The organism is Halobaculum litoreum, assembly GCF_030127125.1.
Taxonomy (GTDB): Archaea; Halobacteriota; Halobacteria; order Halobacteriales; family Haloferacaceae; genus Halobaculum; species Halobaculum litoreum.
Genome location: NZ_CP126156.1, coordinates 134,469 through 153,997 on the forward strand (window position 1 = coordinate 134,469; position 19,529 = coordinate 153,997).

18 protein-coding genes and 3 pseudogenes are annotated in these 19,529 nt (G+C 74.3%); 12 read left to right on the forward strand and 9 right to left on the reverse strand.

All coding sequences use genetic code 11. From position 1 onward, the window contains the following. The first annotated feature begins 15 nt into the window (after nucleotides 1–15). The 4 genes and pseudogenes from P0R35_RS00775 (at nucleotide 16) to P0R35_RS00790 (ending at nucleotide 2,825) form a co-directional block, all read left to right on the forward strand. The gene (locus tag P0R35_RS00775; protein ID WP_284013351.1) at nucleotides 16–312 is read left to right on the forward strand and encodes a hypothetical protein; all 297 of its coding nucleotides are present in this window, start codon (nucleotides 16–18) and stop codon (nucleotides 310–312) included. A gap of 97 nt (nucleotides 313–409) precedes the next feature. Continuing rightward, nucleotides 410–1,393: pseudogene (locus tag P0R35_RS00780) on the forward strand (ABC transporter ATP-binding protein); the annotation flags it as partial. 39 nt (nucleotides 1,394–1,432) lie between these two features. Beyond that, complete coding sequence (locus tag P0R35_RS00785) at nucleotides 1,433–2,212, forward strand: ABC transporter permease (RefSeq protein ID WP_284014667.1); 780 nt, start codon at nucleotides 1,433–1,435, stop codon at nucleotides 2,210–2,212. Between the two features lie 58 nt (nucleotides 2,213–2,270). Then, a complete protein-coding gene (locus P0R35_RS00790) occupies nucleotides 2,271–2,825 on the forward strand; it encodes a hypothetical protein (RefSeq protein ID WP_284013352.1) in 555 nt (184 codons plus the stop codon). 49 nt (nucleotides 2,826–2,874) lie between these two features. Here P0R35_RS00790 and P0R35_RS00795 read toward each other — a convergent pair. Beyond that, nucleotides 2,875–3,875 (reverse strand): annotated as a pseudogene (locus P0R35_RS00795) (S1C family serine protease). A gap of 114 nt (nucleotides 3,876–3,989) precedes the next feature. On the opposite strand from P0R35_RS00795, the gene P0R35_RS00800 reads away from it, so the two are divergent. Then, a complete protein-coding gene (locus tag P0R35_RS00800) occupies nucleotides 3,990–4,631 on the forward strand; it encodes a bifunctional 4-hydroxy-2-oxoglutarate aldolase/2-dehydro-3-deoxy-phosphogluconate aldolase (RefSeq protein ID WP_284013353.1) in 642 nt (213 codons plus the stop codon). 59 nt (nucleotides 4,632–4,690) lie between these two features. Continuing rightward, a complete protein-coding gene (locus P0R35_RS00805; protein ID WP_284013354.1) occupies nucleotides 4,691–5,053 on the forward strand; it encodes a VOC family protein in 363 nt (120 codons plus the stop codon). Between the two features lie 25 nt (nucleotides 5,054–5,078). Here the strand turns inward: P0R35_RS00805 and P0R35_RS00810 are convergent, their stop codons facing one another. Beyond that, nucleotides 5,079–5,576 (reverse strand): hypothetical protein, encoded by a 498-nt coding sequence (locus tag P0R35_RS00810; protein ID WP_284013355.1) that lies wholly within the window; start codon nucleotides 5,574–5,576, stop codon nucleotides 5,079–5,081. Between the two features lie 61 nt (nucleotides 5,577–5,637). Continuing rightward, complete coding sequence (locus P0R35_RS00815; protein ID WP_284013356.1) at nucleotides 5,638–6,384, reverse strand: YqjF family protein; 747 nt, start codon at nucleotides 6,382–6,384, stop codon at nucleotides 5,638–5,640. Nucleotides 6,385–6,471: 87 nt separating this feature from the next. On the opposite strand from P0R35_RS00815, the gene P0R35_RS00820 reads away from it, so the two are divergent. Next, nucleotides 6,472–7,374, forward strand: coding sequence for a DUF4349 domain-containing protein (locus tag P0R35_RS00820; protein WP_284013357.1), 903 nt, complete (start codon nucleotides 6,472–6,474; stop codon nucleotides 7,372–7,374). 127 nt (nucleotides 7,375–7,501) lie between these two features. On the opposite strand, the gene P0R35_RS00825 is transcribed toward P0R35_RS00820, so the two are convergent. Together P0R35_RS00825 and P0R35_RS00830 are read right to left on the reverse strand one after the other, a co-directional pair. Beyond that, entirely contained in the window at nucleotides 7,502–7,810 is a 309-nt protein-coding gene (locus P0R35_RS00825; protein ID WP_284014701.1) for a hypothetical protein, read from the reverse strand. Between the two features lie 32 nt (nucleotides 7,811–7,842). Then, nucleotides 7,843–8,418 (reverse strand): annotated as a pseudogene (locus tag P0R35_RS00830) (inositol monophosphatase family protein); the annotation flags it as partial. 38 nt (nucleotides 8,419–8,456) lie between these two features. On the opposite strand from P0R35_RS00830, the gene P0R35_RS00835 reads away from it, so the two are divergent. Together P0R35_RS00835 and P0R35_RS00840 are read left to right on the forward strand one after the other, a co-directional pair. After that, nucleotides 8,457–10,604 carry a S9 family peptidase gene (locus tag P0R35_RS00835; RefSeq protein ID WP_284013358.1) on the forward strand — a complete coding sequence of 716 codons (2,148 nt, stop codon included), beginning with the start codon at nucleotides 8,457–8,459 and terminating at the stop codon, nucleotides 10,602–10,604. A gap of 56 nt (nucleotides 10,605–10,660) precedes the next feature. After that, the gene (locus tag P0R35_RS00840) at nucleotides 10,661–10,870 is read left to right on the forward strand and encodes a DUF8145 family protein (protein WP_284013359.1); all 210 of its coding nucleotides are present in this window, start codon (nucleotides 10,661–10,663) and stop codon (nucleotides 10,868–10,870) included. Nucleotides 10,871–10,949: 79 nt separating this feature from the next. Here P0R35_RS00840 and P0R35_RS00845 read toward each other — a convergent pair whose 3' ends face one another. Further along, nucleotides 10,950–12,083: a succinylglutamate desuccinylase/aspartoacylase family protein gene (locus P0R35_RS00845; protein ID WP_284013360.1), complete on the reverse strand. Its 1,134-nt coding sequence runs from the start codon at nucleotides 12,081–12,083 to the stop codon at nucleotides 10,950–10,952. A gap of 101 nt (nucleotides 12,084–12,184) precedes the next feature. Here P0R35_RS00845 and P0R35_RS00850 point away from each other — a divergent pair, with 101 nt between their 5' ends. Then, nucleotides 12,185–13,534, forward strand: coding sequence for an oxidoreductase (locus P0R35_RS00850; RefSeq protein WP_345782752.1), 1,350 nt, complete (start codon nucleotides 12,185–12,187; stop codon nucleotides 13,532–13,534). A 12-nt stretch (nucleotides 13,535–13,546) separates the two neighbouring features. On the opposite strand, the gene P0R35_RS00855 is transcribed toward P0R35_RS00850, so the two are convergent. From P0R35_RS00855 to ribH, 3 genes are all read right to left on the reverse strand, one after another. Then, complete coding sequence (locus P0R35_RS00855; protein ID WP_284013362.1) at nucleotides 13,547–15,535, reverse strand: DEAD/DEAH box helicase; 1,989 nt, start codon at nucleotides 15,533–15,535, stop codon at nucleotides 13,547–13,549. Between the two features lie 144 nt (nucleotides 15,536–15,679). Next, nucleotides 15,680–16,846, reverse strand: a complete 1,167-nt coding sequence (locus tag P0R35_RS00860; protein ID WP_284013363.1) for a pyridoxal phosphate-dependent aminotransferase — start codon at nucleotides 16,844–16,846, stop codon at nucleotides 15,680–15,682. Further along, nucleotides 16,843–17,271 (reverse strand): 6,7-dimethyl-8-ribityllumazine synthase, encoded by a 429-nt coding sequence (gene ribH / locus P0R35_RS00865; RefSeq protein ID WP_284013364.1) that lies wholly within the window; start codon nucleotides 17,269–17,271, stop codon nucleotides 16,843–16,845. The genes P0R35_RS00860 and ribH overlap by 4 nt, the downstream gene beginning before the upstream one ends. A gap of 169 nt (nucleotides 17,272–17,440) precedes the next feature. On the opposite strand from ribH, the gene P0R35_RS00870 reads away from it, so the two are divergent. Next, a complete protein-coding gene (locus P0R35_RS00870) occupies nucleotides 17,441–18,868 on the forward strand; it encodes a flippase activity-associated protein Agl23 (RefSeq protein WP_321170438.1) in 1,428 nt (475 codons plus the stop codon). Then, a complete protein-coding gene (locus P0R35_RS16240; protein ID WP_321170439.1) occupies nucleotides 18,781–19,500 on the forward strand; it encodes a hypothetical protein in 720 nt (239 codons plus the stop codon). Before P0R35_RS00870 ends, P0R35_RS16240 begins: the two co-directional genes overlap by 88 nt. Nucleotides 19,501–19,529 lie beyond the last annotated feature (29 nt).

Here is a 19,529-nt window from a genome sequence, read left to right on the forward strand (position 1 = left end):
ATGGGTGGTATCCACATGGGGGGAATCGTGTCGGGACTGTCGGGACGGATCGTGGGGGCGGGGATGGCGCTGTCGGCGTCCGTCTCGGTGCCCGCGCTGCCGTACGTCCCCGAAGTGGCCGCCGACTGGGGGCTGGCGGAGCTCCCCGTCGTCGTGGGCGTGGTCACGTTCGTCGCCGTCCGGCTCGCGCTCGGGGTGGCGCTGGTCGTCCGCGGCGGCGAGGACGCGCGGCCCGACCCGCTGGCGTTCGGCCGGCCGGACGAACCGGGCGCTGTGGGCGCGCTGCTGTCGCGGCTCCGCTCGCGCCGGTAGCGTCGCGGGGGCGACCGCTCGGGCCGCTCGGGCCGCTCGCGCCGGGCGACGCCCCGCCTTCGGCACCCTCTTGTCCGCGACGCCCGCAGCGACGGGCATGAACGATGCGACCGCCGTCCGCGCGGTCGACGCCCGGAAGGCGTACGACGGGACGGTCGCGCTCGACGGCGTCTCGCTCGACGTCCGCGAGGGGGAGGTGTTCGGCCTCATCGGTCCCAACGGCGCCGGGAAGACGACGCTCGTGCGCGCGCTCACCGGCACCGCCGACGCCGAGGGCACCCTCGAACTGTTCGGGACGCCCGCCCGCGAGTCCGACCGCTCCCGGGTGGGACTGCTGCCCCAGGAGTTCGGCCCGCCCGAGCGCCTCACCGCGCGGGAACTCGTCGCCTACTACGGCGGCCTGTACGACGAGTCGCGCCCGGTCGCCGACGTGCTCGCCGACGTCGGCCTGACGGACGACGCCGACACGTGGTACGAGCACCTCTCGGGCGGGCAGAAGCGGCGCGCGTGCGTCGCCACCGCGCTCGTCAACGACCCCGACGTGCTGTTCCTCGACGAGCCGACCACCGGCATCGACCCCGCGGGGCGCCGGGCGCTGTGGGACCTGCTGGAGTCGCTCGCCGACGGCGGCGTCACCGTGTTCCTCACCAGCCACTCGATGGAGGAGGTCGAGCGGCTCGCCGACCGCGTCGGGCTCCTGCGCGACGGCGACCTCGTCGCGGTCGGCACGCCCGCCGAACTCGTCGCCGACCACGGCGGGCCCGCGCGGCTGGTCGTCGCGGGCCCCGACGCCGACGCGGGCGTCGACCCCCTGCGCGAGGCGGGGTTCGCGGTCGAGGTCGGCGCCGACGAGCTGGTCGTCGGCGACGTGGCGCCGACCGACCTCGCGGGCGCCGTGACCGCGCTGGCCAACGCCGGCGTGACGTACGAGTCGCTCACGTGGACCGAGCCGACGCTCGAGGACGTGTACCTCCGGCTGACCGGCGAGACGTTCGAGGGGGCGTTCACGCCCGGCGCGAGCGCCGTCGAGGGCGCGAGCGGTGACGGCCCCACCGACAGCGCGAGGGAGGGCGACGGGCGACGGGGCCGACGCGGCCGCCGCGGCGACGGAGGCGGACCGATGAGTCGCGTCGGGCGGGTGCGGTCGGAGACGGTCGCGGCGACGCGCTCGTTCCTCCGCCGGCGGACGGCGGTGTTCTTCACCTTCTTCTTCCCGCTGCTGCTGGTGCTCATCTTCGGCGTCCTCGTGCGCACCCAGCCGGGCGGCGGCGGGCTGTTCGCCCAGCCCGACGCGTACTACCTGCCGGGCTACCTCGCGACGGTGGTGCTGTTCACGCCGCTGTCGCGCGTCGGCTCGGAGATCGCGCGCCACCGCGACGGCCACCGCTTCGAGAAGCTGGCGACGACGCCGCTGACGCGCGGGGAGTGGCTGCTGGCGCACACGCTCGTCAACGTCGGCGTCATCGGCGTCGCCTCGCTGCTCGTGTTCGCGCTCGTCACGCTCGTCACCGGCGCGAGCATCCCGCTCTCGGCGGACCTGCTCTTGCTCGTCCCGTTCGTCGTCGTGGGCGTCGTGCTGTTCTGCGGCGTCGGCGCCGTGCTCGGGCGCGTGTCGGACACGCAGGACGGCGTCATCGCCGCCTCGAACTCGGTGGCGCTGCCGCTGCTGTTCCTCTCGGACACGTTCGTCTCCCCCGAGCTGCTCCCCGACTGGTTCCTCCCCGTGGTGAACCTCTCGCCGCTCACGTACTTCTCGCGGGGGGTGCGCGCGCTCACCTTCGAGGCGCCGACCGCCGACGGGCTGGGGGGGCTCGGTGCGACGGGGAACCTCGCGATCCTCGCGGCGCTGGCGCTCGTCGCGTTCGGCGTCGGCGCGGTCGCGGTGCCGCGCGGGGAGTGACCGACCCGGAGCGCCACGTCGTCACAAGAACTATCATTCTGCTGAACGAAATGCCGTCGTGGGAATCCGCTCGCTCGCTCCGTTCGTTCGGTCGTACCGACGATACGGACCGGACCGGCTCCCGGGCGCCGATCGACGCGAGGTCGGCGCCGGCTACGCCGCTACGCTCGCCGCGCTCGGCGCCTCCGTCCTGTTCGTCGCCGCCACCGTCGGCGCGACCCGCCTCGGCTTCGACTCCGGGTTCCTCGCGGCCGCGACGCTGCTCGCGCTCCCGGCGGTCCTCCCGACGGCGTTTCTCGCGGGTGCGGCGACGTGGCGGTGGCTCCCGGCGAGCGTCCCGCAGTTCGGCGCGGTCGCCGGCGTCGTCGCCGCGACGCTCGCGTACCTCCTCGCCGGGGCGGCGTTCGCGGCCGTGTTCACCGTCGCTGAGACCGGGCGCACGCTCGGAACGACCGGTGACCTCGTCGCCGGCGGCGTCCTCGACGCCTTCGGCTTCGGCGCCCTCGTCGCCGTCACGGCCGTACTCGCGTCGGCGTGGCTCGTCGTCCCCGTCGCCGCGCTGGCGGGACACGTCCACGAACGGAGTCGGCGCGACCACACGGTCGCGGGCTGACCGCTCCCGAACGGTCGACGCGGTTCCGGCACGGTCCTCGACCCGACGCCTATCGAACCGGCACGGTCCCCGCGGTCGCGGGGCGCTCGGCCAACTCCACCTCGACGACGCGTCGCGTCGTCTCCGCCTCGCGGTACACCGACAGCGCGACCGTCTCGCCGGGGGCGCCGGTGAGGATGAGGTGGCGGACCAACTCCTCGTGGGTGCGCACGGGCTCGCCGTCGGCCGCGACGATCACGTCGCCGCCGACCGGGAGTTCGCGGTCGCCGACGACCGCAGTCCGCGAGCAGCCCCGCAGGCCGTCGTCGCTGGCGGCCGGGCCGTCCTCCCCGACGTCGACGACGAGCACGCCGTCGGTCTCCAACAGGCCGTTCGCCTCCGCGAGCGCCGGGGTCACGTCCATCGTCCGCACCCGGAGGTACGGGTGGCGGTGGACGCCGTCGGCGACGAGGCTGGGGACGACACGGGCCAACAGGCGCGCGGAGACGGCGAACCCGATGTTGTCGCCGCCCTTCGCGCGGTTGACGCCGACGACCTCGTAGCCGCCGTCGTCGGTCGCGGTCACGAGCGGGCCGCCGCTGTTGCCGGGGTTGATCGCGGCGTCCGTCTGGACGACGTCGGGGACGGAGAAGCCGCCCCGCATCGCCATCGAGCGGTTCACGCCGGAGACGATCCCCGCGGTGATGGAGCCGTCGAGCCCCATCGGGTTGCCGAGCGCGGCGACCGGCCGCCCCGGCTCCGGCACGTCGCTCGCGACCGGGAGCGGCTCGGCGTCCATCCCCTCGACGCGGACGACCGCGAGGTCGGTGTCGGCGTCGGTGCCGACGACCGCCCCTCCAGCCACGAGCCGTCGGCGAAGCGGACGCTCACGGTCCGGCGGTCGCCGACGACGTGGTCGTTCGTGACGACGTGGGCGTCGTCGTAGACGAACCCCGAGCCGGCGCCGCGGGCCGCGCCGCCGCCGTCGGCGTACACCGACACGACCGACGGGGCGACGCGTCTGTACAGCTCCTCGTAATCGGGGGCGCCCGCCCCCGCCTGGGCCTCCATCACCCGAGGGAAGTGACGCGATAGCATATGGCGGTCGCGGTAGGGCGTCGGCCACGCACGACCCCACGGGCGCCACCGATCGGTTTTAGTCCCGGCGTGAGGAGGTACTCGCGTATGAGTACTACCGACGCGGTCGCCGCGATGCGCGAGTCCGGCGTCGTCGCGGTCATGCGCGGCGCGGAGCCGGAGACGGTCGTCGACACCGCCGAGGCGCTCGTCGCCGGCGGCGTGACGGCGCTGGAGGTCACCGCCGACACCGCCGGCGCGACCGACATGATCGACACCCTGAGCGACGCGCTCGGCGACGACGCGCTCGTCGGCGCCGGCACCGTCCTCGACAGCGAAACGGCCCGCGCGGCCATCGCCGCCGGCGCGGAGTTCGTCGTCTCGCCGTCGTTCGACGCGGGCGTCGTCGAGACGTGCAACCGCTACGGCGTGCTGTGTGCGCCGGGCGTGATGACGCCGACGGAGGCCGTCGAGGCGTACGAGGCCGGCGCGGACATGGTGAAGGTGTTCCCCGCGAAGACGGTCGGCCCGTCGCACGTCGCGGCGCTGAAGGGGCCGCTCGGCCAGCTGGAGATCATGCCCACCGGCGGCGTCTCCCCGGACAACGCGGCCGACTACATCGAGGCGGGGGCGGCGTGCGTGGGTGCCGGCTCCGCGCTCGTCGACCGCGACCTCGTCGAGGCGGGCGACTTCGCCGCGATCACCGAGCGCGCCGAGGCGTTCCGCGCGGTGATCGAGGACGCCCGCTGACGGGCACCGACACGCCCCCGACCGACGCCTATTCGTCGCCGTCGACCGTTCGACGGCGTATGTCCCACCCCGGCGGTCTCGTCTTCGTCCGCACCGCGGCCCGCGAGCGCGTCGTCGACTGGTACACCGACGTCGTCGGCGCCGACGTGTGGCTCGAACAGCCCGGCTGTACGATCCTCGCGCACGGGGACTTCCGGTTCGGCTTCTGCGACGCCGACGCCGGCGACACCGAGACCGAGGGCATCCTCACGTTCGTGTACCCGGACCGCGCGGGCGTCGACCGGCTGCACGAGCGCGTCGGCGACGCCGCGCGCGAGGCGCCGCACGTCAACGAGCGGTACGACATCTACCAGTTCTTCGCGGACGACCCCGACGGCCGCACCGTGGAGTTCCAGACGTTCCTCCACGAGCTGCCGGCGTGAGCCCGCGGGCCGCCCCCCCGGTCGCTCACTCCTCGGGCCGGGTCCGGTGGACGACCGTGTCGCCGTCCTCGCCGTCGCCGACCCAGTACACCCACGTCTGGGTGAAGTAGTCGGCGTGCGGGGCCGGCGTGGCGGTGATCGTGCCGTTGTCGGTGTGGCCGTCGCTGTTCGAGTAGCCCGTGCAGGTGACGGTCGCGCGCCACGCGCCGCGCTCGCGGGCGACGCCGTCGAGGTCGCACTCCAGCGTCACCTCCGTCGAGGGGTCGAACCAGAGGCTGTTGTACACGTACCGGTACTCGTGGGTGAGCGCGTACGAGCCGACGGCGGACTCGTTCAGGGTCGCCGGGAGGGCGGGTCGCTCCTTCGGCCCGTCGGGCCACGCGACCGGGTCGCCGGGGAGGGCCGTCGCGGCCGCGGGCGACCCGTCGGCCGGCGCCGACGGCGCCCCCGGGGCGCCGAGACAGCCGCTCGCGACGAGGAGGAGGGCGATGCAACACGCCGGGAGGGGAGCGCGGGGACGCATCGTTCGGAGCACCGGCGGATCCGGTGAAGTGTCTTGTGCCGGTCGCCCGCGGGTCGGCCGGTCAGTCCGCGTCGACGACGGGGATGTCGACCGCGCCGTCGCCCGCGCGGGTCGCCCCGTCGGTGTCGAGCCGCCGGATCCGGTCGGCGACCACGTCGCTCGCGGGGGCGTAGTGCAGGAGCGGCTCGCCCGCGGGCTCGGCGAAGCCGTTCGCCTCGAACAGCGTGTTCGTCCGGATCTCCGCCTCAGCGGGCGCGAGCGGCCACGGCTCGTGGGCGATGTCGCCGTAGTAGACCCGGTCGCGCCCCTCGGTGTAGAAGCGGTAGTTCTCGACGAGGAACGCCTCCAGACTCCCCGGCTCGGGCGTCGCCGTGTCGCCGACGGGCCAGTAGGTGGCGTCGAAGTGTGCCTCGGGCGCGCCGCGGTGGGTGCGGTGGCTGGTGACGGTGACGCGGTCGCCGTCGCGGGTCACGTCCATCGACGCCCGGTAGTACGGGAGCCGGAACAGCCCGCGGGCGACGCCGACGCCGACGGGGTCCGCGGCGTCGAGGTTGAAGAAGTACACCCCCTTCGTGTCGCCGTCGGTGACGTACGTCCGGAGGTTCAACTCCGGGAACGACAGGCCGACCGGGAACCCCCGCGGGCGGATGTCCGTCATCTCGAACTGGACGACCCCGAGGTAGGCGTCGCCCTCGTACGTCGCCGCCGACAGCGCGTCGGGGAGGCGCGCCTCGACGGTCGCGGGGTCGACCCGCCAGTGGGCGAACAGCGCGTCGAGCCAGCGCATCTCCAGCAGCCGTCGCTTCATACCCGTCGTAGGGGTCGCCCACGGAAGGGTCAAACGGCTCTTTCACGCTACCCAACAGTTAGGCACCCCCGTGCGGAAGCGACGCCCATGCGACGTGGTCCACTCGTGGCGGTGTGCTGTGCCCTCCTCCTCGTCCTCGCGGGCTGTTCGGGCGCGGGCGGCGGCGGCGACTCGGCCGCCCAACGCGGCGGCGGGGACGTCGCCACCGGCGCCCCGGCCGAGGAGGCGGCCGCGGCCGAGGACGCCGGCTCCGACGCCGGCTCCGGCGACGGCGGCATCGCCGCACAGGTCGAGAACAGACAGATCATCTACGAGGCGACGGTGAGCCTCCGGGTCGACGACTACGACGCCGCCAGCGAGAACCTCACGGCGCTGGCGCGCGACCGCGGCGGCTACGTCGGCTCGACGAGCACCCGGGTCCGCGGCGAGGAGAACCGGACGTGGACGGAGGGCACCGTCGTCCTCCGGATCCCCTCGGGCAACTACTCGGGCGCCTACGAGGCGGTCCGGGCCGAGGGCGAGGTGCGCTCGGCCGACCAGTCGACGGACGACGTGACGACGCAGGTCGTCGACCTGCAAGCCCGGCTGGAGAGCCTCCGCGCCGAGCGCGACCGCCTGCGCGAACTGTACGACGAGGCCAACGACACCGAGGACGTGCTGGCGGTCCAGCGGGAGCTGTCGGACGTGCAGACGGAGATCGAACGGACGGAGGCGCGCCTCCAGAGCCTCCAGCGGCAGGTCGCGTACTCCACGATCACGGTGCAGCTGTCGGAGCCGCGGCCGGACTACGAGCCGCCCACGCGGTCGGCGTGGTACGAGACGCCGCTGACCGAGGCGTTCCTCGAGTCGGTCGACGGGGTGATCGTGCTCGGGCGCGGGCTGGTCGTCCTGACGGCGTACGCGCTCCCGTACCTCGCGGTGTTGGCGGTGCCGACCGCGGTGGCGGTGCTCGGCGTTCGCAAACTCCGTGACCGAACAGAAGACACATAACCCTCAACGGATCACAGCCGCTGGGGCCGCGCCGACGGATCCGTCCGCCGCCATACCCACGCGGACGGGTCCGGTTGGACTGCCATACCCACGCGCGTCCCCGTTCTCACACGACGAGCCGCCGCGCTCACTCGGTCGCCGGGAGCGTCTCGATCAGCGCCGCCAGCGTCTCCTCGTCGACGGCGCCGGCGTAGTAGCCGTCGCCGGCCGTCGACACGACGCCCGCCTCCGCCGCGAGCAACTCCCCCGCCTCCTGCTCGAACGGGTCGGGGTACGCGCAGACGACGCCCGCGATGCTCCCGCGCGCGAGCAGCCCCCAGTCGACACACGGCGACCACGTCTCGAGCACCCGCTTGCAGCGCCCGCCGAGCTCCCGACGGACCGTCTCCACCTCCGCGCGCAAGTCGTCGTCGCGGACGGCCGGCAGGCCGACCACGAGCGAGACGGTCGCGCGGTCGAGGGGCGGTCGCGCGGCGCCGTCGCCAGCGGCTCGCCGTTCAGTCTCGCCCCCTCGCCGCGCACCGCGACGTAGCAGTCGTCGACCAGCGGCTCGTAGATCGCCGCCACGAGCGTCTCGTCGCCGGCCCGCGCCGCGACCGCCGTCGCGATGGAGGGGTAGTCGATGGCGTAGTTGTTCGTGCCGTCGAGCGGGTCGACGATCCACTCGACGGGGCCGTCGCCCGCCCGCCCCGACTCCTCGCCGTGGAGCGGGTGGTCGGGGAACGACTCGCGGATGCGGTCGAACACCCGCCGCTCGGCGGCGGTGTCGGCCTCGGCTTTCACGTCGTCGGTGTGGAAGTCGCCGACGGTGCCGCCGTCGCGGAAGCGCTCGGCGAGGTACGTCCCGGCCGCGCGCGTCGCCGCCTCCGCGGTCGACGCGAGCGCCTCGGGGCCGGGGACGCCCGGGCGGGCCCACGCGTCGGCGGCCTCGCCGTCGCCGTCGGCGGTGTCCTCGGTCATGTCCCACGCTGGGCGGGAGGTCGGTTTCAGCGCGTCGGTTCGGGGCGCCGCGTCGCCGCCGACTCCCGGCGGTCGCGACCGCATGACGAAGCTATTTGCGGCGCCGACCGCGACGACCGGGCATGACGGAACTGCCGCTGGACGCCTACTACGACCTGACGCAGGTCGGCGAGGTCGCCGTCTCGCCGTCGGGCGACCGGGTCGCGTTCACCGCCACGGAGTACGACCCCGAGACCGACGAGCCGGTCGGGTCGCTGTTCGTCGCCCCCGCCGACGGGGGCCGCGAGCCGCACCGCCTCACCCGCGTGTCGGGCGCCTCGGCGCCCGCGTGGAGCCCCGACGGCGACCGCCTCGCGTTCCTCGCCGCCCGCGACGGCGACACCGAACGCCGGGTGGGCCGGGACGAGGCTGACGACGACGACGAGGCTGACGACGAGACGGAGGCGGCCGGCGACGCCGGGAACGGCGACGACGAGCCGACCCCGCAGGTGTGGGTGTTCGACCTCGCGCTCGGCGGCGACGCGACCCAGGCGACCGACTTCGAGGAGGGCGCCGAGGAGTTCGACTGGGGTCCCGACGGCGACCGGCTCGTCGTCGCCGCGCGCGACCCCACGGACGCCGAGCGGGCGTACCTCGACGGCCGGAAGGACGGGAAGCCCGTCGAGACGGAGCGCCTCCAGCACAAGCTCGACGGCGTCGGCTACACCGACACCGTGCGCACGTACCTCCACGTCGTCGACGCCGACACGGGGGAGGCCGAGCGCCTCGACGACACGTACGGCGCCGGCGCCTACCAGGGCCTCTCGGGGCTCCAGCCGGCGTGGGGGGCGAACGACCGCATCGCGTTCACCTCCTGCCGGGAGGCGGAGCCGGACGACACGCTCGTGCGCGACGTGTTCACCGTCGCGCCCGACGGCACCGGCCTCCGGAAGCTGACCGACGGCGACCTCTCCGCGAACACGCCCGTCTGGTCGCCCGACGGCGAGCGCCTCGCGTTCCTCGGCGGCGACCCCGTGAACTGGTGTATCCCGACGCAGGTGTACCTGTACGAGGACGGCGAGTACGCGTCGCTGACGGCGGACCTCGACCGGACGGTCGCCCGCGGCGGCGCCCCGGCGTGGGCGGACGACGACACCCTGTACTGCCTGGTCGCCGACGAGGCACGGACGCGGCTGGTGCGCGTGGCCGCCTCGTTCGACGCGGCGCCCGACGCCGCCGAGCGCGTGTTCGAGGCGCAGGGGGACGGCCGCGCGATGGGCGCGTTCGACCTGTCGGCCGACGGCGCCCGCGCCGGCTTCGTGTTCTCGCACCCGAGCGACGGGCAGGACGTGTTCGCGGTCGACGCCGCCGACCTCGACGCCGCCGACCTCGACGCCGCCGACGGGGCCGACGCCGAGTCGCTGACCCGGCTGTCGGAGACGAACGCGGCGCTCACCGACGAGTACGCGATGCCGGAGGCGCGCCGGATCGAGTGGGACAGCGACGGGGAGTCCATCTCCGGGGTCCTGTACCACGACCCCGACGTCGACCCGGCGGACGGCGACCACCCGCTCGTCGTCGCCATCCACGGCGGGCCCATCAGCTACGACGAGCCGGTGTTCAGCTTCGACCACGCCGCGCTCACGAGCCGGGGGTACCTCGTCCTCCGGCCGAACTACCGCGGCGGCTCCTCGTACGGCCGCGAGTTCGCGGAGGCGCTGAAGGGCCAGTGGGGCACCCACGAGGTGACCGACATCGCCAACGGCGTCGCCGACGTCGTCGAGCGCGGCTGGGTCGACGACGAGCGCGTGTTCGGCTACGGCTTCTCGTACGGCGGCATCGCGCAGGGGTTCCTCGTCACGCAGGAGCCCGACCTGTTCGCGGCGGCCGCGCCCGAACACGGCATCTACGACCTCCGCTCGGCGTACGGCACCGACGACTCCCACGTCTGGATGGAGAACGAGTACGGCCTCCCGTGGGAGAACCCGGAGGCCATCGACGCGTCGTCGGCGATCACCGACGCGGGGAACATCGAGACGCCGCTGCTCGTCGCCGCCGGCGCCGAGGACTGGCGGTGTCCGCCGGGCCAGAGCGAACAGCTGTACGTCGCCGCGAAGAAGCAGGGCGTCGAGGCGCGGCTCGTCCTCTACGAGAACGAGCACCACGACATCGGCACGCCCGACCGCGCGGTCCACCGGCTGGAGGAGTTGACGGCGTGGTACGAGCGCCACGACCCCGCCGTGGAAAATCCCGACGCGGCGGACCCGCACGGCCGCGCCGACGACGAGTAAGTCGACGCGCCGCTCGCCGCCCGCACCGTTTTCGCGGCGCGGCCCGTACGGCGACCGTGGACGTTCCGCGCGACCCACCCGAGACGTGTCCGACCTGCGGCGCCGCCTACGACTCCGTCTCCGTACACGACGCCGGGCTCGTGGTGAACCTCCTCGACAACGAGCGCTACCGCCGGGTGTGCTTCGAGCCGGTCGCGGGCGACGACGGCGCGGCGCTGGTGGAGTTCTACCACCACACCCACGAACAGGTCGACGCCGACGGCTGACCGGCGCGCGCCGTCGGTCCCTCCGGACCGCGTCGCTCCCCGGCCGTCCCGGGGCGCTCGCGGCGCTCGCGCCCCGCGGTCAGGCCCACGGACGCTCGGAGAACTCCCCGCTGTCGATCTCGCGTTGGATCTCCGCGGCGGTGGCCCCGTCGACGCTCACGAGGTGACACAGCGGGTGGCCCGGCGCGGCGACGGGGTTCTGGAGCGCCCCGACGACCAGCCCCGTGAACGGCGCGCGAACCGTCCGCTCGCGCGTCTTGAAGTGGTCGCTGATCGTGCAGACCGCGTCGCCCTCGTACACGAGCGGCGCGCCGTACTCCATCTCGACGAGGCCGCCGGTGTCAGCGCGGAGCCACGTCTTGTCCGTCGCCGCGTCGACGACGCGGCGCCAGCCGGGGTAGATCACCGGCTTCCCCGGGAGCACGTCGAACTCGGCGAGCACGCTCTCGACGCCGTCGATCCCACGCTCGATCAGCTCCGGCTGGAAGCGGTGGGCGCGTCCCATCTCGATCGTGATCGTCGGCGTGCCGCCGTTCGTGGCGACGCTCCGGAGGCTCCCGGCGTCGGCCTCGCCCGAGAGGACGACGTTGCTGCCGAACGCCCGCGCGAGCCGCGCGACCGCCGGGGTCGCCATGTCGGCGCGGACGTGGTACATCGTCGTCCGGCCCCGGGTGGAGGTGTGGAAGTCCAGTCCGAGGTCGCACTGCTTCACGAACGTCTCGTAGATGGCGTTGGCCATGCGCTCGGCGGTGTTCGAGCGGGGTTTCCCCGGGAACGACCGGTTCAGGTCCTGGTCGTAGATCGGGAGGTAGCGCTGTTGGGCGAGGTAGCCGGGGACGTTGCACACGTGGAGACACACGAGCGTCCCGTGGATCTCGGCGGGGTCGTAGCCGGCGGCGACCTCCTGCAACACCTTCACGCCGTTGAGCTCGTCGCCGTGGATCGCCGCGGTGAGCAGCACCGTCGGCCCGTCGTGCTCCCCGTTGATCACGGACACCGGGATCTCGACGGCGTCGCCGAGGTACGTCTCGCCGACCTCGTGGCGGAAGTGGCGCACCTCGCCGGGGTCGACCTCCGTCTCGTAGCGGAACGGGCGGGGGCCGTCGCTCGCGCCTCCGTTCGCGTCGCTGGCCCCGTCGCCGGCGTCGCCGCCGTCGGTTCTCGGCTCCTCGTCGCCTCCTCCCGCCCCGGGTCGGCCGTCGATGTCGGTCATGGCCGGTGTCCGTCGGACGCGGGGATGAGTCCACCGGAACACGCGATAGCTATCTGCGGGGAGACGGCGACTCGCGCCCGCCGCTCGCGAGGCGAGCGTTCATGTCGCCGACCGTAGTACTCCGAGTCGTGGCGCGACTCACCGACCCGCTGTCGATCGGGGGTGTCACCCTCCCGAACCGCCTGTACCGCGCGCCGCTGCTCGAGTGCGCGGGCAACGGCCCGGACGCGGTCGACACGCTGATCGCGGATCTGGAGCCGGCCGCCGCCGCGGGCGCCGGCCTCGTCTGTCAGGGAGCGACCATCGTCCGCGGCGAGGGCGGCTGTGCCGCCCCGGGGATGACGCGGGTCCACGACCCCGACTTCGTCGCCGAGATGGGCCGCCTGCCGGACGCGGTCCACGACCACGGCGGCCGGATCGCGATCCAGTTGGAGCACGGCGGCCTGCGCTCGATGGAGACGTGGCACCACGGCCACCGCGCGCGAAATCCGGGCGTCGAACAGGTGGCCGTCTCCGAGCCGCCGCGACCCCTGCGGCTCCTCGACCGGCTCGGCTTCCTCTCGTACGACGCGCACGTCCTCACGACCGAGGAGTGCTACGACCTGGCCGCCGACTTCGGCCGCTCGGCCGCGTACGCCGTCGACGCCGGGTACGACCTGATCCACCTCGCGGGCGCGAACATGGGTATCGTCCACCAGTTCGCGTCGCCCTTTTACAACCGCCGCGACGACGAGTTCGGCGACCCCGCCCGCTTCTTCGAGGCGGTGCTCGCGGCGATCCGCGAGCGCGCCGGCGACGTGCCCGTGGCGACGAAGGTGCCCGCCGAGACGGAGGCGCCGCCGGGCGTCGGCCCGACGCTGTCGGCCGACGACTGCGTCCGGCTGTGTCGGCGCCTCGACTCGGCGGGGTACGATGCGCTCGTCCCGGTGAACGCCTCGGTGTTCTGGGACATGAGCATCGTCAGGGGGGCGTTCCCCGGCGACTCGTGGCGCGACGAGCGCTTCCGCGACGGCTACGTCGACGCGTTCGGCTCGCGCCCCCGCGCCGCCCTCGTCGCCGCCGCCAACTGGGCCGAGTCGCTCGTGTACTCCCGGGAGTCGGCGTGGAACGACGAGCTGTGTCGCCGGGTCCGCGAGCGCGTCGACGTGCCGGTGCTGTGCGAGGGGGGGATCCGCGACCGCCCGACCATCGACCGACTGCTCGACGGCTCGACCCCCGCCGCCGACGCGGTCGGGATGGCCCGGCCGTTCTACGCGGAGCCGGAGCTGCCGGCGCGGCTGTTGCGCGCGGACGCCGGCGAGCGCGGCGTCGCCGTCGTCTGTGAAGACTGCAACAACTGCGTCGTGCCGCAGGCGGCGGGCGAGCCGGGCGTCTGCCGGACGCCGAGCGTGTTGCGGCGGGCGGGGGAGTTGCGGAAGGCGGGGGCGTACGACCGCGGGGACGACCGCTGACCCCGGCGCCGCCTACAGCTTCGCGCGCGCCGACGCCAGCGCCGGCATCGACACGTCGAGCTCCTCGGCGAGCGCCTCGGCCGCCCCCAGCAGCCACTCGGCGCGCTCGATCCGCGACTCGAGGTCGCCCGGCCCGATCCGGTACGACGCCACGAGCTCCTCGACGCTCGCGCCCTCGACCCACTCGGCGAGGATGCGCGCCGTCTTCACCGACTCCAGCCACCCCTCGAAGTCGTCGGTCGCCGTCATGTCGGTCGTAAGTTCGGCCGAGCGCGTCCGCGCGAACTGGTAGATGGCGGCCCGCTCGGCGTTGCCGAGGTACGTGTCGACCATGTCCGGCGTGTCGCAGATCGCCTCGAAGGCGGTGAGTTCGGTGACGTCCTCTGCGGCCATCGCCTCGACGCGCCGCAGCGCCTCGACGATCCGGACGCCGGTGTCGGGGGTGACGTACTGGCGGGACACCTGCGCGCCGACGGGCGTCGCCGCGATGCCGCCGTCGTCGCCGGCCGTCAGGAGGCCGTCGTCGACGAGGCTGGCGACCGCGTCGCCGACGACGCCGCCCAGGTCCGGGTTCGGCGTGCGCGAGGCGTAGAACGTCTCCGCCAGCGCGTCGAGCACCTCCGCCTGCGAGGCGGCGAACCCGCTGGCGACGAGCGCGAGCGTGTGGGTGCGCAGCGCCGCGGGGTCGCGCAGTTTCGACTCGACGGCCTCCGCGCCGGCGGTGACGTAGCGGTCCCACAGCTCGGCGCGCTCGTCGGCGTCGGCGGCGACGAGCACCGCCTCCCCGTACGGGTCGAGGTGCGGGCGCCCGGCGCGCCCGCACATCTGGTGGACCTCGAGCACGGGGAGCCACTCGTGGCCCGACCCCGTGTAGCGTTGCTGGTCGCGCACGACGACCCGGCGGGCGGGGACGTTCACGCCGGCCGCGAGCGTCGGCGTCGCGCAGATGACCGCGAGACGGCGCTCGCGGAACGCCCGCTCGACGAGCGCCCGGTGGTCCGACGAGAGCCCGGCGTGGTGGAACGCGACGCCCCACGCGGCCGCCTCGGCGAGGCGTTCGCCCGTCTCCGTGCCGCCGGCCTCGCGGAGCTCCTCGGCGACCGCCGCGGCGTCCAGTCCGGCGTCGCGGTCGGCCGTCCCGGCGCCGTCGCCGCCGGGCCGCCCGGTTCCGTCGACCACGGTCGGCAGTCGCTCGTCGGTGAGCCGGTCGGCCAGCGCCTCCGCCTCCCGGCGCGAGCGGACGAACGCCAGCGCCTGCCCGCCGTCGGCGACGGCGCCGCGGACGAGCTCGGCGGTCACCTCGGTGTCGGCGCTCGCCGCCGGGTCGGCGGTGTCGACCGGGACCGACTGCTCGGTGCCGTCGTCGAAGCGCACGGCGTCCTCGGCGTGGATGCCCACCCGGAGGTCGACCGGGCGCCACGTCGACTCGACCAGTTCGGCGTCGAGCCAGTCGGCGATGTCCGCGGGGTTGGCGACGGTCGCCGACAGCGCGACCACCTGCACGTCCGGCGCCTCCCGGCGCAGCGTCGCGAGCGTCACCTCCAGCGTCGGGCCGCGCCCCTCCGCGCCCAGCAGGTGGACCTCGTCGACGACGACACAGGCGAGGTCGTCGACCCACTCGGCGCCGTTCCGGATCGCCGAGTCGACCTTCTCGCTGGTGGCGACGACGACGTCCTTGCCGGCGAGTTCGCTCGCGGCCGAGTCGTAGTCGCCCGTGGAGATGCCGGCGTCGACGCCGGGGAGCGCGTCGAACTCCTCGAACTTCTCGCGGGCGAGCGCCCGGAGCGGACAGACGTACAGCCCCGGCCCGTCGGCCGTGAGGAGGGCGAGTTCGGCGACAAACGTCTTGCCGGAGGCGGTCGGCACCGCCGCGACGACGTTGCCGCCCTCGCAGACGCCGGCCTCGACGGCCGCCGCCTGCGGCGGGTACAGTTCCTCGATCCCCCGGGCGGCGAAGTGGTCGACGTACTCGGGGGCCAGCGGGAGGTCGGCGACGCGCATTCGGGTTGCAGGGAGTGTGTCGCGACGGTACGTAAGGGTTCGCGCCGACCCGCGGCGACACACACCGTGGCCGCCGTCGGACCCACCGTGCCCGGCGCCTCGGGACGTCGGACCCCCCGTCCGCCGCGGTCGCGTCCGTCGTCGCTACCCGTCGCCGAGCAGGCCGGCGTCGAACAGGCGCCCCATCCCCTCCCGCAGGCGCTCCTCGCTGGCGGCGTAGCTGATGCGGACGAAGCCGGGCGCGCCGAAGGCGGAGCCGGGGACCGTCGCGACGTGCGCCTCCTGGATCGCCTCCTCGGCCCAGGCCGCGTCGTCGTCGGCGACCGGGATCATCATGTAGAACGCGCCGTCGGGCACCGCGATGTCGACGCCGTGGTCGGCGAACAGGTCGACGAGCATGTCGCGGCGCGACTCGAAGGCGGCGCGCATCTCCTCGACGGCCTCGTCGGTGTTGCGCAGCGCCTCGATGCCGGCGCGCTGGACGAAGTTCGTCGCACACGACACCGAGTGGCTGTGGAGCTTGCCGGCCTGCGAGACGAGGTCGCCCGTCGCGTGCAGGTAGCCGAGGCGCCACCCGGTCATCGAGTACGCCTTCGAGAAGCCGTTGATCGTGACGGTGCGGTCGGCCATCCCGTCGAGGCTGGCGAGGCTGGTCTGCTCGACGCCGTACACGATCTCGTCGTAGATCTCGTCGGAGACGACGGCGACGTCGTGCTCGACGGCCAAGTCGCGCACCCCCTCCAGCGCCGCGTCGGTGTAGACGGCGCCGGTCGGGTTGCTCGGGGAGTTGACGACGAGCAGTTCCGTCTCGTCGGAGACGGCGTCCGCGAGGTCGTCGAGGCCGTCCTCGAGCGAGAAGTCGTGCGGCGCGAGGTCGACGCGGGTCAGGTCGCCGCCGGCGAGCTTCACCATCGCCTCGTAGGACACCCACGCCGGGTCCAGCAGAACGACCTCGTCGCCGTCGTCGATCAGCGTCTGGACCGTCTCGTACAGCGCCTGCTTGGCCCCGGGCGTGACGATGACCTCGTCGGCGTCGGCGTCGACGTCGTCGGCGCGGAGCTTCTCCGCGATCGCCTCCTTCAGCTCCGGGACGCCGTTCGAGGAGGTGTAGCCGGTGTGGCCGGCGTCCATCGCGGCCTTGCCGGCCTCGGTGACGTTCTCCGGGGTGGGGAAGTCGGGCGCGCCGACCGAGAGGTCGACGACGTCGTGGCCCTCGGCCTCCAGTTCGCTGGCGGCGTTGGAGATGGCCAGCGTCGCGGACGGCTCGACCCGGCCGACGCGGTCGGCGAAGCCGTAGGCGAAGTCGCTCAAGCCGCCACCCCCGGCTCCGGGAGGCCCTCGGCCAGGTCGACGGCGGCCCCCGCGGCCTCGGCGCCCTTCTCGGCGCGCTCGCGGGCTTCCGCGCCCGACTGCCCCGGCCCGGAGACGCCGAACGTGACCGGCGTGTCGCGGTCGAGGCTGACGTCGGCGAGCTTGTTCGCGATGGCGCTGCCGATCACCTGGTCGTGGTCGGTGTCCCCGCTGACGATGGTGCCGACAACGGCGACGGCGTCGATGTCGTCGCGGCGCGCGAGGCGGTCGGCCGCCAGCGGCGTGTCGTACGCGCCGGGGACGTCGACGGTCTCGGCGACGGTCGCCCCGCGGTCGGCGACCGCCGTGCGTGCGGACTCCTCCATGGCCTCGGCGATGGACGCGTAGTAGCGCGCGACCACCAGCCCGAGCGTCGTGTCGCTCATTACGCGGTCGGATGGCGGGCCGACCCAAAGGCGTACCGCTCGGGGCCGATGTGTCCGGGCGCCGTCCCGGACGGCGACACGCGCCGCCCCGCCGCGGCCGCGGGTGCTCCCCCGTCGTCGTCCGGATCACAAGAGTTGTTACCGGCCGGATGCGACCGCTCGGCAATGAGTGACCCCGCCGGCGGGGCCGAGCCCGCCCCCGACGGGACCGCGACCGCCGACGGGCCACCGGACCCCCACGGAGTCCGCGGCGTCGGCCGCCCCCGACGCCGCCGGCCCGCTCGACGGCCTCGCGACCGGGCTCCGCGACCGCGGCGTCGACCCCACGGTCGCGGCCGTCGTCGCCGTCGTCGTCGGCTCGCTGCTGCTCCGGACGGTCCAACTCGGCGCCCGGGTGTTCCACTGGGACGAGGGCCGCGTCGGCTACTGGATCCTCCGGTTCGACGCGAACGGGGAGTTCTTCTACCGGCCGATCATCCACGGCCCGTTCCTCCCGGTCGTGAACAACGTCCTCTTCGACCTGATCGGCGCCTCCGACTTCGCCGCGCGGCTCCCCGTCGCGGTCGTCGGCGGCCTGCTCCCGCTGTCGGCGCTGCTGTTGCGCCGGCACCTCCGCGACCGCGAGGTCGTCGCGCTCGCCCTGCTGCTGTCGGTCGACCCGCTGCTCGTCTACTACGGGCGGTTCATGCGCGGCGACGTGCTCGTCGGCTCGTTCTGCGTCGCCGCGTTCGCGCTCGTCGTGTACGCGCTCGACACCCGCCGGACGCTCCCGCTGTTCGGCGCGGCGGCGCTGCTCGGCCTCGGGTTCACCGCCAAGGAGAACGCGCTCGTGTACCTCGCGTGCTTCCTCGGGGCGGGGTTCCTCCTGCTCGACCACCGCGTGGTGCGGACGGCGCGGACCTCCGGCTCGCTGCTGGACGCGCTGGTCGCCGAGGTCGTCGCGCTCGGCCACTTCCTCGACGACTGGACCGAGGGGTCGCGGACGCGAGCGACGATCGAACGGCGGGTTCGCGACCGACGGCCCGACGCGCCGTTCGCGAGCGAGGCGGGCTACCTCGGCCACCTCGCCGTGTGGCTCCCCGTGGGCGCCGTCGGCGTCGCGGCGTCGTTCCTCGCGGTCACGACGTTCTTCTACGCCCCCGGCCGGACCTGTGGCAGGCGCTCGGCGTCGCGTCGGCGCCCGCGGGCGCGACCGGCGCGGCGCCGACGCTCGGGTCGGTCTGGTACGAGGCGACGTGGGGCGCCGGCGAGAAGTTCTGGGGGACGTGGGCGTCGGGCACCCACTCGGGACACCCGTACGTGCCGTACCTGTGGGACATCCTGGAGACGCTCGCGTACGGCTCGGGCGTCCTCGTCGTCCTCGCGCTCGTCGGCTTCCTCGTCGACGGCTACGGCGAGGCCCGGGGCACCCGCCCGCTGGTCGCGTTCGCGACGTACTGGGGGCTGGCGTCGCTCGTCGGCTACCCCGTCGCGACCGACATCCAGGCGCCGTGGGCCGCCGTCCACATCGTGCTCCCGCTGTCGATCCCGGCGGCGGTCGGCCTCGCCAGCGTCGGCGAGTCGCTGCTCGACGCCGCCGGCGACGAGGACGCCGTGACGGCCGCGCTCGCGGGGCTGATCGTCCTCGCGGCGGTCGGCGGCGTCGTCGTCCCGAACGTCGACTACTGGAACTCCGCGTCCGTCGAGGACAAGCAGGTGCTCCAGTGGGCCCAGCCCGAGAACGCCTACAAGGAGGCGCTGACCGACGCCGCGGCGGTCGCCCGCGACAACGAGGGGACGGACGTGCTGTGGGTCGGCACCGACACCGGTCGGGGGACGCGGCTGTACGTGTCCGACGAGTCGAGCGTCGACCGGATGCCGCCCGGCGGGCCGAGTTGGCACTCCAGACTGCCGACCCCGTGGTACCTCGAACGCGCGGACGCCGAGGTGACGTCGACGCCGCCGGAGGCCCGTTTCGACGGGCTCCCGCCGGCCGAGGAGATGCCGCCGGTCGTGTTCGCGAAGCCGCAGGACGCCGACGAGGTGGGCGCGATGCTCGACGGCTACTCGGCCCGCGAGTACGACTTCCGCCTGTGGACCGAGCACATCGTCGTGTTCGTCGACGAGGCGGCGCTCGCGAGCGCGACCGACCCGGACGCGAGCGCGTCGACGGCCGCCGACGCCGACCCGGACGCCGACCTCGACGTCGCCGCCGGCCCGAGCGCCTCGCTCGCGCCGGCGCCGGTGTGAGTCGGGGGCGAGCGGCCACGAGTACGCAG